The organism is Cupriavidus pauculus, from assembly GCF_002858765.1.
GTDB classification, from domain to species: domain Bacteria; phylum Pseudomonadota; class Gammaproteobacteria; order Burkholderiales; family Burkholderiaceae; genus Cupriavidus; species Cupriavidus pauculus_B.
Genome location: NZ_PJRP01000005.1, coordinates 274,096 through 287,655, shown reverse-complemented (window position 1 = coordinate 287,655; position 13,560 = coordinate 274,096). Strand labels below are relative to the sequence as shown.

At 67.2% G+C, this 13,560-nt stretch carries 13 protein-coding genes; 7 read left to right on the top strand and 6 right to left on the bottom strand.

Annotated features, from left to right (window positions below; translation table 11 throughout):
- The first annotated feature begins 28 nt into the window (after positions 1-28).
- Positions 29-1,132 carry an NAD(P)/FAD-dependent oxidoreductase gene (locus CYJ10_RS13985; RefSeq protein ID WP_101682078.1) on the top strand — a complete coding sequence of 368 codons (1,104 nt, stop codon included), beginning with the start codon at positions 29-31 and terminating at the stop codon, positions 1,130-1,132.
- Here CYJ10_RS13985 and CYJ10_RS13980 read toward each other — a convergent pair.
- From CYJ10_RS13980 to CYJ10_RS13960, 5 genes are all read right to left on the bottom strand, one after another.
- On the bottom strand, positions 1,129-2,394 hold the full coding sequence (locus CYJ10_RS13980) for an MFS transporter (RefSeq protein WP_257993314.1): 1,266 nt from the start codon (positions 2,392-2,394) through the stop codon (positions 1,129-1,131). The genes CYJ10_RS13985 and CYJ10_RS13980 overlap by 4 nt on opposite strands.
- A complete protein-coding gene (gene aroC / locus CYJ10_RS13975; RefSeq protein ID WP_101682077.1) occupies positions 2,340-3,443 on the bottom strand; it encodes a chorismate synthase in 1,104 nt (367 codons plus the stop codon). The genes CYJ10_RS13980 and aroC overlap by 55 nt, the downstream gene beginning before the upstream one ends.
- 83 nt (positions 3,444-3,526) lie before the next feature.
- On the bottom strand, positions 3,527-4,303 hold the full coding sequence (locus tag CYJ10_RS13970) for a glutathione S-transferase C-terminal domain-containing protein (protein WP_101682076.1): 777 nt from the start codon (positions 4,301-4,303) through the stop codon (positions 3,527-3,529).
- 2 nt (positions 4,304-4,305) lie between these two features.
- A complete protein-coding gene (locus CYJ10_RS13965; protein WP_101682075.1) occupies positions 4,306-6,210 on the bottom strand; it encodes an MFS transporter in 1,905 nt (634 codons plus the stop codon).
- 162 nt (positions 6,211-6,372) lie between these two features.
- Positions 6,373-6,828 (bottom strand): CBS domain-containing protein, encoded by a 456-nt coding sequence (locus CYJ10_RS13960; protein ID WP_101682074.1) that lies wholly within the window; start codon positions 6,826-6,828, stop codon positions 6,373-6,375.
- A 234-nt stretch (positions 6,829-7,062) separates the two neighbouring features.
- Here CYJ10_RS13960 and CYJ10_RS13955 point away from each other — a divergent pair, with 234 nt between their 5' ends.
- The 3 genes from CYJ10_RS13955 to CYJ10_RS13945 are packed head-to-tail and all read left to right on the top strand — an operon-like array spanning position 7,063 to position 9,542.
- A complete protein-coding gene (locus CYJ10_RS13955; RefSeq protein WP_101682073.1) occupies positions 7,063-8,373 on the top strand; it encodes an O-acetylhomoserine aminocarboxypropyltransferase in 1,311 nt (436 codons plus the stop codon).
- On the top strand, positions 8,373-9,188 hold the full coding sequence (locus CYJ10_RS13950; RefSeq protein WP_101682072.1) for an alpha/beta fold hydrolase: 816 nt from the start codon (positions 8,373-8,375) through the stop codon (positions 9,186-9,188). The genes CYJ10_RS13955 and CYJ10_RS13950 overlap by 1 nt, the downstream gene beginning before the upstream one ends.
- Before the next feature lie 36 nt (positions 9,189-9,224).
- Positions 9,225-9,542, top strand: coding sequence for an Mpo1-like protein (locus tag CYJ10_RS13945; protein WP_092595921.1), 318 nt, complete (start codon positions 9,225-9,227; stop codon positions 9,540-9,542).
- Positions 9,543-9,578: 36 nt separating this feature from the next.
- Here CYJ10_RS13945 and CYJ10_RS13940 read toward each other — a convergent pair whose 3' ends face one another.
- On the bottom strand, positions 9,579-10,910 hold the full coding sequence (locus tag CYJ10_RS13940; protein ID WP_101682071.1) for a YihY family inner membrane protein: 1,332 nt from the start codon (positions 10,908-10,910) through the stop codon (positions 9,579-9,581).
- 212 nt (positions 10,911-11,122) lie between these two features.
- On the opposite strand from CYJ10_RS13940, the gene wrbA reads away from it, so the two are divergent.
- From wrbA to CYJ10_RS13925, 3 genes are read left to right on the top strand one after another with little or no spacing between them, the layout of a single operon-like run.
- Positions 11,123-11,719, top strand: a complete 597-nt coding sequence (gene wrbA / locus CYJ10_RS13935; protein WP_101682070.1) for an NAD(P)H:quinone oxidoreductase — start codon at positions 11,123-11,125, stop codon at positions 11,717-11,719.
- Complete coding sequence (locus CYJ10_RS13930) at positions 11,716-12,114, top strand: DUF2069 domain-containing protein (RefSeq protein WP_101682069.1); 399 nt, start codon at positions 11,716-11,718, stop codon at positions 12,112-12,114. The genes wrbA and CYJ10_RS13930 overlap by 4 nt, the downstream gene beginning before the upstream one ends.
- 14 nt (positions 12,115-12,128) lie before the next feature.
- Positions 12,129-13,553: an FAD-binding oxidoreductase gene (locus CYJ10_RS13925; protein ID WP_101682157.1), complete on the top strand. Its 1,425-nt coding sequence runs from the start codon at positions 12,129-12,131 to the stop codon at positions 13,551-13,553.
- Positions 13,554-13,560 lie beyond the last annotated feature (7 nt).

The window sequence follows — 13,560 nt, the reverse complement described above, 5'->3', positions numbered from 1 at the left end:
ACAGACCGAACAGGACAGGAGCAGACAGATGGAAAACGTGGATTGCGTCGTGATTGGCGCTGGCGTCGTGGGCCTGGCCGTGGCACGCGCGCTGGCGCAGCAGGGCCGCGAGGTCATCATCCTCGAAGCCGAAAACGCGTTCGGCACGATCACCAGCGCCCGCAACAGCGAAGTCATCCATGCCGGCATCTACTATCCCGCCGGATCGCTCAAGGCCGAGCTGTGCGTGCGCGGCAAGGCCATGCTCTATGACTATTGCGCCAGCCACCACGTGACGCACCAGCGCTGCGGCAAGCTGATCGTCGCCACCAGCGAGGCCCAGGTGGCCACGCTGGCGGGCATTCGCGCCAAGGCCGAGGCCAACGGCGTGCATGACCTGCGTCTGCTCACGCGCGACGAAGCGCGTGCGCTGGAGCCCCAGCTCGAATGCCACGCCGCCCTGCTGTCGCCATCCACCGGCATCATCGACAGCCACGGCCTGATGACCGCCCTGCTGGGCGATGCGGAACAGGCCGGCGCGATGCTGGCCGTGCAGTCGCCAGTGGTATCCGGCGCCGTCACGCCCGATGGCATTCGACTCGAAGTGGCCGGCGAAGATGGCGAAACGACGCTGCTGGCCCGCACGGTGGTGAATTCGGCGGGCCTGACCGCCCCCGAACTGGCGCGCCGCATCGAGGGCATCCCGCCCGAACACATTCCCGGCCAGTACTACGCCAAGGGCTGCTATTTCACGCTGGCCGGCCGCGCGCCGTTCTCGCGGCTGATCTACCCGGTGCCTGAGGCCGCCGGGCTAGGTGTCCATCTGACGCTGGACCTGGGCGGCCAGGCGCGCTTCGGCCCCAATGTGCGCTGGATCGACGAGATGGAATACAGCGTGCCGCCGCACGACGCCGACAGCTTCTACGACGAGGTGCGCCGCTACTGGCCGGGTCTGGCCGATGGCGCCCTGCAGCCGGGCTACGCCGGTATCCGCCCGAAGATCAGCGGGCCGGGAGAAACGGCCGCCGATTTCCGCATCGACGGCCCGCAGGTGCATGGCGTACCGGGGCTGGTCAACCTGTTCGGAATCGAATCACCGGGGCTGACGTCGTCGCTGGCGATTGCCGAGCGCGTGGCTGGCTTGCTGGCCTAGGCCTGCGACGCCGCTTCCGGGTGGGCTTCCGGGCGCTCGCCCCGGAAGCTCATCACCGCGCAGCCGGCCCCGAGCGTGGCCGCCAGCGCCGCCAGGCCGAACGTGTGCATCGGCGCCAGCGTCTTCCACGTCCACCCCATGACCAGCCCGCCGAGCGTGCCGCCCAGACCGTAGGAAATGCCGGTATAGAGCGCCTGGCCGCGCCCTTGCAGCGGGCCGGCGAACCACCGCTGCAGGCGTTTGAGGCTGGCGCTGTGGTGCGCGGCGAACGTCGCCGCATGCAGGATCTGCACGGCGGCCATCAGCCACGCGTACTGGGCGAAGTACCCGGTCACCCCGAAGCGCAGCGCGGCCAGCACGAACGTGCCCGCCAGGATGGTTCGCAGCGCCAGCGCGCCGAACAGCCGCCCCTGGTAGAAAAAGAACACGATCTCGGCCACCACGCCGATGGTCCACATCACGCCAATGGCGATCTTGCTATAGCCCAGCTGCTCCAGGTACAGCGAATAGAACACGTAGAGCGCCGCGTGGGCAAACATCATCAGGAAGGCCGACGCCAGGAACCAGGCCACGTCGGGCCGGCGCAGCAGCGGCAGCGCCGGCGGTGGCTTCACGCGCGGGCCCTCGTCTTCGGCGTCGCGCAGCCCGAAAACCACCACGGCAAACTGCGCCAGCATCGCGCTGGCCAGCCATGGAAAGGCCGGCATGCCAAAGTGCTCGAACAGCGCACCGCCCAACAGCACGGACGCGATAAAGCCCACCGAGCCGAACATGCGCACGCGGCCGTAGCGATGATCGAACGCGCCATGGCGCCGCAACGTGGAAATCGTCAGCGCATCGCCCAATGGCGACATGGCGCTGGTAATCAGGTTGAGCCCGATCATCATCGCCATCATGCCGCCATAGCTGTGGACGCCGGGCACGACCAGAAACGCCAGCAGCGACGCCACGGCCGCCAGCCGCAGCAGCTTCACGCGCGTATGCGTGACATCTGACAGCCAGCCCCACAGATAGGGCCCGACGATGCGGCTCAGCTGGAAGCAGGCCATCAGCACGCCGATCTGTACCGGCGAGAAGCCGCGATCGGCAAAGAACAGGCTTACATACGGCGAGATGACGCCGACGTAGCCGTAGTAGCCGAGGTAGAAAAGTCCGAAACGGAAATAGGTGGCCGGGTCGATCGACCCCGGCCGGTAGGAAGCGGTACTCAGGATTTGACCTGCGCCGGGATGCGCGGGGTCTCGACGTGCACGTCGCCGCACTGGGCGCGGTGGCGCAGCGCATGATCCATCAGCACCAGCGCCAGCATGGCCTCGGCAATCGGCGTGGCACGAATGCCGACGCAGGGGTCGTGCCGGCCAAACGTCTCGACGCTGGCCGAATGCCCGGCCTTGTCGATCGATTCCCGCGCGGTGCGGATGCTCGATGTCGGCTTGATCGCCAGCGACACGGTCACGTCCTGCCCGGTGGAGATACCACCCAGCACGCCGCCGGAATTGTTGGTGCGGAATCCTTCGGGCGTCAGTTCGTCGCCATGCTGGGTGCCGCGCTGGGCCACGCTGTCGAAGCCGGCGCCGATCTCCACGCCCTTGACGGCGTTGATGCCCATCATCGCGTGCGCGATATCGGCATCCAGCTTGTCGAACAGCGGCTCGCCCAGGCCCACCGGCACGCCGCTGGCCACGACTTCGATGCGCGCGCCGACGGAATCGCCATCGCGGCGCAGCGCATCCATATAGGTTTCCAGCTCGGGCACGATGTCGGCGTTCGGCGCGAAGAACGGGTTCTCCGGCACATGCTTCCAGTCCGTGAACGGCACCTCGACTTCACCGAGTTGCGACATGTAGCCCCGGATCTCGGTGCCGTACTGCTCGCGCAGCCACTTCCTGGCGATGGCCGCTGCAGCCACCACCGGCGCCGTCAGGCGTGCCGACGACCGGCCGCCGCCGCGATAGTCGCGGATGCCGTACTTGTGCCAATAGGTGTAGTCGGCGTGGCCCGGACGGAAAGTCTCGACGATATTGCCGTAGTCCTTGCTGCGCTGATCGGTATTGCGGATCAGCAGGCAGATCGGCGTGCCCGTGGTCTTGCCCTCGAACACGCCCGACAGGATTTCCACCTGGTCCGGCTCCTGGCGCTGCGTCACATGGCGCGACGTGCCGGGCTTGCGGCGGTCCAGATCGATCTGGATGTCGGCCTCGGTCAGCGACATGCCCGGCGGGCAGCCATCCACAACCGCGCCAATGGCCGGTCCGTGCGATTCGCCGAACGTGGTGACTGTGAAAAGCAGGCCGAGGGTATTGCCAGACATGGTTGAAATGCGCAGGAATTGGGGGACGGGCTACATTGTACGGCCATTAGCGCCCGGCAGACGCGTTGGCGCCTGCCGATGCCTCACGCATCGGCCGTCTCGGCGGCGCCCACGCCGGCTGCCGGCTTGCCGAAATCCGGTGCAAACACGCCGCTACCCACGAAATCGGGATAAAACTGCGCCCGCATGCGCGCCAGGTAGGCCTGCAGGTTGGCGTGCGACTGGGCGGCCGCCCGGATCGGGGTCTCGAATACCGGCGACTGCAGGCTGGACGCAAACGCAAACAAGGTGGCGTCGGCGCCGCATGGCCGATCTCCCATCAGGTACGGCTTGTCGCCCAGGATGTTGGCCACGGCCTGTACGCCCTGCACCGCGATCGCGGTCATGTCGTCGACACTATGGCGCCCCAGGCCCTGCGACCACAGCATCTGGCGCACGCGGCGCTTGACCAGCGCCTTGACCATGCCACGCAGCGGCCCCGGCACCACGTTGAAGAATTGCGCCGGCCCGCGCTCGAAGTTGTCGCCTTCCAGCCAGCGCACGCGCGCCACGGCCCAGTAGAGATTGTCTTCGAGCAGCTTTTCCACCGCCCAGGCCGCACCGCGCTCGGCGGGCGTCAGGCCCTCGTCGAAATCCACGTGGTACGTCTTCTCGATATGCCAGCGGATCAGCGTCGAATCGGCCACCAGCCGCCCCATGTCGTCCAGGTAGGGCAGCTTGCCCTTGGGCGCCCGGCGCACGTTGCCGCGTCTGACCTGGTACGGCAGGCCGGCCAGCTTCAGCAGCATTTCGGCCTTGATGACAAACGGGCTGGCGTCGGGCAGGCCGAACGCGGGACCAAACGTGAACAGCGTGATCATCGTTATTTCCAGTCGCCGCGCAGGGCAAGCACCATCTGTTGCAGACTTTCGGGCGTGGCCGCTTCGGGCGGCACGGGCTCGCCCACCACCAGTTCCAGCTTGCTCAGCAAGCCGCGCCGGAACGGCCGGGTCATGGCCGGCGCGCCCTTGCGCGAGAAAAAGCTGCCCCACAGGCCGCGCAGCGCCATCGGCACCACCGGCACCGGCGTGCGCTGGATGATTTGCGTGACACCGGTCTTGAACGGATTGATCTCGCCGCTGGCGGTGATCTTGCCCTCCGGGAAGATGCAGACCAGTTCGCCGTCATCCAGTGCGGCCGCCACGGCGTCGTAGGCCCGCGCCAGCAGTTCGGGATTCTCGCGCGCCGGCGCAATCGGAATGGCCTTGGCTTGGCGGAAGAACCACGATAGCCCCGGCACCTTGAAGATATTGTGATCCATCACGAATCGCACCGGACGCGGGCTGGCCGCCATCAGCACCACGGCATCGGCAAAGCTCACATGGTTGCAGACCAGCACGGCCGCGCCCTCTTCCGGAATCCGCTCGGCGTTCACGCGGCGCAGCCGGTAGATCGTATGCACGAGCAGCCAGGCGATGAAGCGCAGCAGGAACTCGGGCACCAGCGTATAGATATAGACCGCCACCACGGCATTGAGTAGCCCCACCACCAGGAACAGCTGCGGAATCGAATAGCCGGCCTGGGTCATGTACACGCCCAGCAGCGACGCGGCGATCATGAAGAAACTGTTCAGGATGTTGTTGGCGGCGATGATGCGTGCCCGGTGCGTCGGCGCCGAGCGGCTCTGGATCAGCGCATAGAGCGGCACGCTATAGAAACCGCCAAACATCGCCACGCAAAACAGGTCAATCAGCACGCGCCAGTGGCCCGACTGCGCCAGGAAGCCGCCCACGCCGCTGAGCGTGCCGCTCGTGGCATGGCCGTGCGTGGCGAAATAGAGATCCACCGCGAACACCGTCATGCCGATCGACCCGAACGGCACCAGACCGATTTCCACATGACGCCCCGACAGCCGCTCGCACAGCAGCGAGCCGATGCCGATGCCGACCGAGAACACGGCCAGCAGCAGCGTGACCACGTTCTGGTCGCCGCCCAGCACATCCTTGGCGAAGCTGAAGAACGACGTCAGGAAGGTAGCGCCCAGGAACCACAGCCACGAAATACCGAGCAGGCTCTGGAACACGACACGGCTCTGGCCCGCCAGCAACAGGTTGCGCCAGGTCTCGGTAAACGGATTCCAGTTGATGCGCAGGTCGGGCTGGGGCGCCGGGGACACCGGCACGCCCTGCGATACGGTGCGTCCGGCCAGCGCGATCACCACGCAGATCATGCCCACGTAGAGCGGCCCCACGACCTTGCCATCGGCCCCGGCCAGGCCGGCCAGTTCGCCGCCCAGCAGCGTACCCAGCAGGATGGCGACGAAGGTGCCCATTTCCACGAGCCCGTTGCCGCCCACCAGTTCGGTCTGGTCCAGGTGCTGGGGCAGATAGGCGAACTTGACCGGCCCGAACAGCGTGGAGTGCAGCCCCATCAGGAACGTGCCCATGTAGAGCAGCGTGGCGCTGTGCAGGTAGAAGCCGGCCAGCCCCAGCAGCATGATGCCAATTTCCAGCGACTTGACCAGGCGGATCAGCCGCGACTTCTCGATCTTGTCCGCGATCTGTCCGCTGGTGGCCGAAAACAGCACGAACGGCGCGATGAAGATGGCGGAGATCAGGAAGGCGGCGCTATGGGGATCGACGCCGTCGAACAGCGCGGCGTGATAGGTGACCAGCGAGGTAAAGGCGACCTTGAAGACGTTGTCGTTCATGGCCCCCAGGAACTGCGTCCAGAAAAACGGGGCGAAACGGCGCACGCCAAGCAGGCGAAACTGGCTTTGTTGGCTCATCGATGGCAAACAGGATGTGGACCCCGGTGACCCGCCGGGGCATCAGTTCGCCGCCATCATGCCAGCAGCGGGCAGGATCGGCTACAGGGGAGGCCCAGATTCGTGGGAGTCCGATGCCGGGGAAATCCGGCGCCGTGGCGGCACCGGACGAGGCGCAGCGGCTCAGCGCGCCGGCTGTTCCTTTTCTTCCGGCCAGTCGCGGATGTACGCCTTGAGCATCTTGTTCTCGAAGCTCTGCTCTTCCACCACGGCCTTGGCCACGTCGTAGAACGAGATCACGCCCATCAGCGTGCGTTTTTCGAGTACCGGCAGGTAGCGGGTGTGGCGCTCGAGCATCATGCGGCGCACCTCGTTGACGTCGGTTTCCGGCGTGCAGGTCAGCGGCGCGTCGTCCATGACCTTGCGGATGCCCACGGTGCCCAGCGTGCCGCCGTTGGCGGCCAGCACCTCGATGATCTCGCGGAAGGTCAGCATGCCGACGAGGTCGCCGTATTCCATGACCACCAGCGAGCCGATGTCGTGCTCGGCCATGGTCTGGATGGCCTGCTGCAGCGGCGTATCCGGCGTGACGGTGAAGAGCGTGTTGCCCTTGATCTGCAGGATGTCGCTGACTTTCATGATGGTGTCTCCGGGGCTGCCTTGTATTGCAGGGTCTGTGGCTCAGGTTTGATGGACGATGCTAGCCCAAACCGCCGTCTCAAGTAAAGCGGGCGCGGCCTCCAGAGGCCTGCCAGGCGGGCCCGGGGCCGCCAGCCGGCGGGTAAAACCCGGGCTGTCCGGTGTGGCGCATGATGCTAGGATGCCGGTCGGAGACAACCACACGCGGCCCGGCCAACCGGGCCCCTTCCCGCCATGTCCACATCGTCTGGCAGCCGCTTCGACACGCTGGCCCTGCACGCCGGCGCCGCGCCCGACCCCGCCACCGGGGCCCGCGCCACACCGATCCACCTGACCACGTCGTTCGTATTCCGCGACAGCGAGCACGCGGCGTCGCTGTTCAACATGGAGCGCGCCGGCCACGTCTACTCGCGCATCAGCAACCCCACGGTCGCCGTGTTCGAGGAACGCGTGGCCGCGCTGGAAAACGGCGCCGGCGCCATCGGCACGGCCTCGGGCCAGGCCGCGCTGCACCTGGCCGTGGCCACGCTGATGGGCGCCGGCTCGCATATCGTGGCGTCCACCGCCCTGTATGGTGGCTCGCACAATCTGTTGCACTACACGCTGCGCCGCTTCGGCATCGAGACCACGTTCGTCAATCCGCGCGATATCGACGCCTGGCGCGCCGCCATCCGTCCGGAGACGAAGCTGCTGTTCGGCGAGACGCTGGGCAATCCGGGCCTGGACGTGCTGGACATCGCCACCGTCGCCCAGCTAGGCCAGGAGCACCGCATTCCGCTGCTGGTGGATTCCACGTTCACCACGCCGTACCTGCTGCGCCCGTTCGACCACGGCGCCGGCCTGCTCTACCACTCGGCCACCAAGTTCCTGGGCGGCCACGGCACCACCATCGGTGGCGTGCTGGCCGAAGGCGGCACGTTCGATTTCGAGGCCTCGGGTCGCTTTCCGGAACTGTCCGAGCCGTACGAGGGCTTCCACAACATGGTGTTCACCGAGGAAAGCACGGTGGCGCCGTTCCTGCTGCGCGCCCGCCGCGAAGGCCTGCGCGACTTTGGCGCCTGCATGAATCCGATGGCCGCCTGGCAACTGCTGCAGGGCATCGAGACGCTGCCGCTGCGCATGAGCCGCCACGTCGACAACACGCGCCGCGTGGTGCAGTTCCTGGCCGCACACCCGATGGTGGAATCGGTGGCCTACCCCGAACTGGAATCGCACCCCGACTACGAACTGGCGAAACGGCTACTGCCGCGCGGCTGCGGCGCCGTGTTCAGCTTCAACCTGAAGGCCGACCGCAAGGCCGGGCAGCGCTTTATCGAGAGCCTGTCGCTGTTCTCGCACCTGGCCAACGTGGGCGATGCCCGCTCGCTGGTGATCCACCCGGCCTCGACCACGCATTTCCGCATGGACGCCGCCGCGCTGAAGGCCGCCGGCATTGGCGAAGGCACGATCCGGCTGTCGATCGGCCTGGAAGATCCGGACGACCTGCTCGACGACCTGAAACGCGGCCTCAAGGCCGCCGAAAAGGCCATGGGAGGCAAGGCGTGATGAAACTGACCGTTTCCGGCCATCCGGCCTATGCCTACACGGGCGGCAAGCCGTTCGACGCCACCCTGCCCTGCGCCATCTTCGTCCATGGCGCCCAGAACGATCACAGCGTCTGGGGGCTGCAGACGCGCTGGTTCGCCAACCACGGGTTTTCGGTGCTGGCCGTGGACCTGCCCGGCCACAACCGTAGCGCGGGCGCGCCGCTGACCACCGTCGAAGACATGGCCGACTGGGTCATGGCGCTGGCCAGGGCGGCCGGCGTCACGGCCCCGGTGCTGGTGTTCGGCCACAGCATGGGGTCGCTGGTCGCGCTCGAATGCGCGGCCCGGCATCCGCAGGCCGTGCGCGGCATCGGGCTGCTGGCCACCGCGTATCCGATGAAGGTATCCGACGCCCTGCTCGACGCCGCGCTGCACCGCGAAAGCGATGCCATTGCCATGGTCAGCCAGTGGTCGATTTCCAGCCTGGCCAGCAAGCCGTCGTCGCCCGGGCCGGGCGCCTGGATGCACGGTGGCAGCCAGCGGCTCATGGAACGCGTCAGCGCCCGCAACCCGGGCGCCCACGTGTTCCACACCGATTTCTCCGCCTGCAATGCCTACGCCCACGGCGACGAAGCGGCCGCGGCGGTAACCTGCCCGGCCCTGTTCATCGTGGGCAGCAAGGACATGATGACCTCGCCGAAGGCGGCCCAGGCGCTGTCGGCCAAGATGCCCAAGGCCCGGGTGGTGACGGTGCCGAGCGGCCACGCGATGATGGGCGAAAAACCCGACGAGGTGCTCGACGCGCTGGCCGCGTTTGCCAGGTCTACACTGTAGAAAGACCGGAAAAAGACCAAAAATCAGGAGACTGCGATGGCCCAGGCCCATGCCAAGGAATTCGCCAGCTTTGCCGATTTCTATCCGTACTACCTGAGCGAGCACCGCGACCGCACCTGCCGGCGGCTGCATTTTGCGGGCTCCACGCTGGCGCTGGCCTGCCTGGTCACGCTGGTAGTCACCGGCAACGCCTGGTGGCTGCTGGCCGCGCTGGTGTCGGGCTATGCCTTTGCCTGGGTCGGGCATTTCGGCTTCGAGAAAAACCGCCCGGCCACATTCCGGCATCCGTTCTACAGCCTGATGGGCGACTGGGTGATGTACGCCGATATCCTGCGCGGCAAGATCCCGTTCTGAATCCGCGCCGGCGCGCGGGGGGCGTGAGCGGCGCGCTCAGCCCTGCCCGTGGCGGCCCGGCGGCACCGCCTGGATCACCGCTCCAACCGCTTCGTTGGCGGCCGCTTCGGCGGTCTGCTGGCGAAACACGGCTTCCAGCGGCTGGTCCAGTTGCGGGTTGTCCAGGATGCCGCGCAGCACCTCCACCCCCTGCATCTGTTGCGCCAGCGCCGTGCGCGGCAGGCGCGCCATGTTCAGCACCAGCCGGTCATGCAGCGTGCGCAGCGTGACCTGCGACGGGTCGCACAGCAGCGCCCAGTGCGCCTGGCCCCGGTCCTGCTGCAGCTTGCCCACCAGGTGCAGCGCCTTGAGCTTGGCCAGCAGCCCGGCCAGATAGTCGGCCTCCACCCGCAGCTTGCGCCCCATGTCCAGTTCGCCCACACTGCGCGGCACTTCCTCGCGGGCGCGGTACAGCACGTAGAGCACGCCCAGCGCGTCGAAGAACTCGCTGCCCGCGAACGTGCGGCGGCGCCAGTGGCCCTCGCGGATCACCGGCAGGTTCGCCGCGATGGTGGCACCCAGCAGCGTCACCAGCCAGCTCACATACATCCACAGCAGGAACAGCGGCAGCACGGCAAAGGCGCCGTAGACCGCCGTGTAGGTCGGAATATGGGTAATGAAATAGCCAAAGGCGCGCTTGGCCACCTCGAAGGCCACGGCGGCCACGATGCCGGCGAAGATCGCGTCGCGCCAGTCCACGTAGGCATACGGCACGGCCATGTACAGGAACGCGAAGGCCAGCGCCGTCAGGCCAATCGGGATCAGGCCGACCACCAGCCCCATCCCGAACGGCAGGTTGCCGACATAGCCCATCGAGATCGAGATCAGGTACGAACTGACCGACAGGCTGCCGCCGATCAGCACCGGCCCCAGCGTCAGCACGGCCCAGAACACGAGTACCCGCTGGGCCAGCGGCCGGCGCCGCTTGACGCGCCAGATCGCATTGAGCGCGTCTTCCACGGTCAGCATGGTCAGCACCGACGTCACCATCAGGCCGCCCAGGCCCAGCGCGGTCAGCCCGCGTGCGCTCTTGGAAAACTGCCCAAGGTAGCGCGACACCGAATCGCTGATATTGCCGCCCGGAATCAGGTTCTGGAACAGGAAGCCCTCGATTTCGCCGCGAAACTCGCGGAACACCGGAAACGCAGCCAGCAGCGCGAACGCCACGGTCAGCACCGGCACCACGGACAGGAACGTCGTAAACGTCAGGCTGGCGGCCACCTGGGGCAGCCGGTTTTCGCCGGCGCGGCGCAGCGCGTAGCGGGCCAGTGCGCGCACCTTCTGCAGGCTCCATTCCCTACGCAGGCGGGCAATGCGGACGACGGACATGCGGGGGCTTTCTCCGGGTAATTCAAACTGGGATGCGACGCCGATCCGTCGCGGCGCGCCGGATTCGGGGCACCGGCACGGCTGGCACGGCACCGGGGGCGTCACTTCCGGCAGCGCCCCAACTATAATACGCGGATCGTCTCGCGGCGCCTTTTCCCTTTTCCCTGGCGCCGGACCCTTTCTGTCCCTGCCCCGGCGCGCCTGTCCCGCTCATGACCGACATCCTCGTCCTTTATTACAGCCGTCACGGCGCCACCCGCAGACTCGCCGAACTGATCGCCACCGGCATCGAAAGCGTGCCCGGCGCCCAGGCCCGACTGCGCACCGTACCGCCCGTTTCCACCGTCTGCGAGGCCACCGCACCCGACATCCCGCCCGAAGGCGCACCCTACGCGGAGCTGCGCGACCTGGAGGAATGTGCCGGGCTGGCGCTGGGCAGCCCCACCCGCTTCGGCAACATGGCCGCGCCGATGAAGTACTTTCTCGATGGCACCGTCGCCCAATGGCTGTCCGGCGCGCTCACGGGCAAGCCGGCCTGCGTGTTCACGTCGACGGGCAGCCTGCACGGCGGCCAGGAAACCACGCTGCTGTCGATGATGCTGCCGCTGCTGCACCACGGCATGGTCATCGTCGGCCTGCCCTATTCCGAGGCTGGCCTGATGACCACCACGGCCGGCGGCACGCCCTACGGCCCCAGCCACCACGCCCACGTGGACAACCACGGCCCGGTCACCGACCAGGAAGCCGCGCTGGCCACGGCCATGGGCCGCCGGCTGGCAGAGACGGCCCTGAAGCTCGCCGCACGATGAAGACGCCCGACGATCGTTCGCTGCACAACCCAACGCTCTGGCGCCTGAGCCTGGCCAGCCTGATCGCGCTGATCGCGCTGTGCATCGCCTGGGAATGGTTCCTGGCGCCGCTGCGGCCGGGCGGATCGTGGCTGGTCGTGAAGTTTGTACTGCTGCTGCCGGTGCTGCGCGGCGTCTGGGCACGCAATCGCTACACCATGCAGTGGTCGTCGATGCTGATCCTGCTGTATTTCACCGAAGGCATCGTGCGCGCCACCAGCGACCGCGCCCCGTCGTCGTGGCTGGCATGGGGCGAGGTGGCCCTGACGGTGCTGTTCTTCGTCGCCACGATCCTGTACCTGCGGCCCTACAAGCGCCGCGCCAAGGCCATCGCCAAAACGTCCCAACCTTCCTGATTGCCATGACCGCCGTGCATTCCGACTCGTTCCTCGATCTCTGCCGCGCCGCCATCGGTCCGCAAAACGTGCTGACCGATGCGGCCGACAAGGCGCCGTACCTGACCGACTGGCGCCGCCGCTACACCGGCGACGCGCTGGCCGTGCTGCGCCCCGGCACCACCGAGGAAGTGGCCGCGGTGATGCATGCCTGCCACGCGCACAAACTGGCCGTGGTGCCGCAGGGCGGCAACACGGGCCTGTGCGGCGGCGCCACCCCCGGGGCCGGCGAATCCGCCGCGCGGGGCGTGGTGGTGCTGTCGCTGCAGCGCATGAACCGCGTGCGTCAGGTGGACCCGCTCAACAATACGATCACCGTGGAAGCCGGCGTGATCCTGCAGCAGTTGCAGGACGTGGCGCGCGAGCACGGGCGCCTGTTTCCGCTGTCGCTGGCGGCCGAGGGCAGCTGCACGATCGGCGGCAACCTGTCCACCAATGCCGGCGGCACGGCCGTGCTGCGCTATGGCAATACGCGCGAACTGTGCCTGGGGCTGGAGGTGGTCAACGTGCGCGGCGAGGTCTGGGATGGGCTGCGCGGCCTGCGCAAGGACAATACCGGCTACGACCTGCGCGACCTGTTCATCGGCGCCGAAGGCACGCTTGGCATCATCACCGCCGCCGTGATGAAGCTGTTCCCGGCGCCGCGCGCCCGCGTGACGGCGCTGGCCGCGGTCAAGAACCCGCGCGCCGCGCTGGCCCTGCTGGCCATCGCCCAGTCGCACGCCAGTGCCATGCTCACCGGCTTTGAACTGATGTCGGCAATGTGCATCGACCTGGTGACCAAGCACTTTCCGCAACTGCGCTATCCGTTCAGCGAGCACCATCCGCAATTGGTGCTGCTGGAACTGTCCGACAGCGAGAGCGAAGACCACGCCCGTGGCATCTTCGAGACCATGATGGAAGCCGCCTTCGACGCCGGCGTGGTGACCGACGCCGTCGTGGCGGAATCGGTGCAGCAGTCGCGCGATTTCTGGAACCTGCGCGAGCACATTCCGCTGGCCCAGGTGGAGGAAGGCAAGAACGTCAAGCACGACATCGCCGTGCCGATCTCGCGCGTGGCCGATTTCATCGAGACCACCGATACGCTGCTGCAGGACGCCTTCCCCGGATCGCGCATGGTCACGTTCGGCCACCTGGGCGACGGCAACCTGCACTACAACGTGTCGCCGCCGGCCGGCGTCGACAACGACCAGTTCCTGAAGCACCAGGACGCCATCAACCTGATCGTCCACAACAGCGTGCACGCCCACAACGGCTCGATCTCGGCCGAACACGGCCTGGGCCAGCTGAAGCTGGAGGAAAACCGGCGCTACAAGAGCGACGTGGAACTGGCGATGATGCGCGCGATCAAGCAGGCGCTGGACCCGCAGGAACTGATGAATCCGGGCAAGGTGGTTTGAGGCTGGC

What these genes read in the sequence shown, in the direction of transcription:
- CYJ10_RS13985 (WP_101682078.1), top strand. Translation starts at nt 29, where the DNA reads ATGGAAAACGTGGATTGCGTCGTGATTGGCGCTGGCGTCGTGGGCCTG.
- aroC (WP_101682077.1), bottom strand. Translation starts at nt 3,443, where the DNA reads ATGTCTGGCAATACCCTCGGCCTGCTTTTCACAGTCACCACGTTCGGC.
- CYJ10_RS13970 (WP_101682076.1), bottom strand. Translation starts at nt 4,303, where the DNA reads ATGATCACGCTGTTCACGTTTGGTCCCGCGTTCGGCCTGCCCGACGCC.
- CYJ10_RS13965 (WP_101682075.1), bottom strand. Translation starts at nt 6,210, where the DNA reads ATGAGCCAACAAAGCCAGTTTCGCCTGCTTGGCGTGCGCCGTTTCGCC.
- CYJ10_RS13960 (WP_101682074.1), bottom strand. Translation starts at nt 6,828, where the DNA reads ATGAAAGTCAGCGACATCCTGCAGATCAAGGGCAACACGCTCTTCACC.
- CYJ10_RS13955 (WP_101682073.1), top strand. Translation starts at nt 7,063, where the DNA reads ATGTCCACATCGTCTGGCAGCCGCTTCGACACGCTGGCCCTGCACGCC.
- CYJ10_RS13950 (WP_101682072.1), top strand. Translation starts at nt 8,373, where the DNA reads ATGAAACTGACCGTTTCCGGCCATCCGGCCTATGCCTACACGGGCGGC.
- CYJ10_RS13945 (WP_092595921.1), top strand. Translation starts at nt 9,225, where the DNA reads ATGGCCCAGGCCCATGCCAAGGAATTCGCCAGCTTTGCCGATTTCTAT.
- CYJ10_RS13940 (WP_101682071.1), bottom strand. Translation starts at nt 10,910, where the DNA reads ATGTCCGTCGTCCGCATTGCCCGCCTGCGTAGGGAATGGAGCCTGCAG.
- wrbA (WP_101682070.1), top strand. Translation starts at nt 11,123, where the DNA reads ATGACCGACATCCTCGTCCTTTATTACAGCCGTCACGGCGCCACCCGC.
- CYJ10_RS13930 (WP_101682069.1), top strand. Translation starts at nt 11,716, where the DNA reads ATGAAGACGCCCGACGATCGTTCGCTGCACAACCCAACGCTCTGGCGC.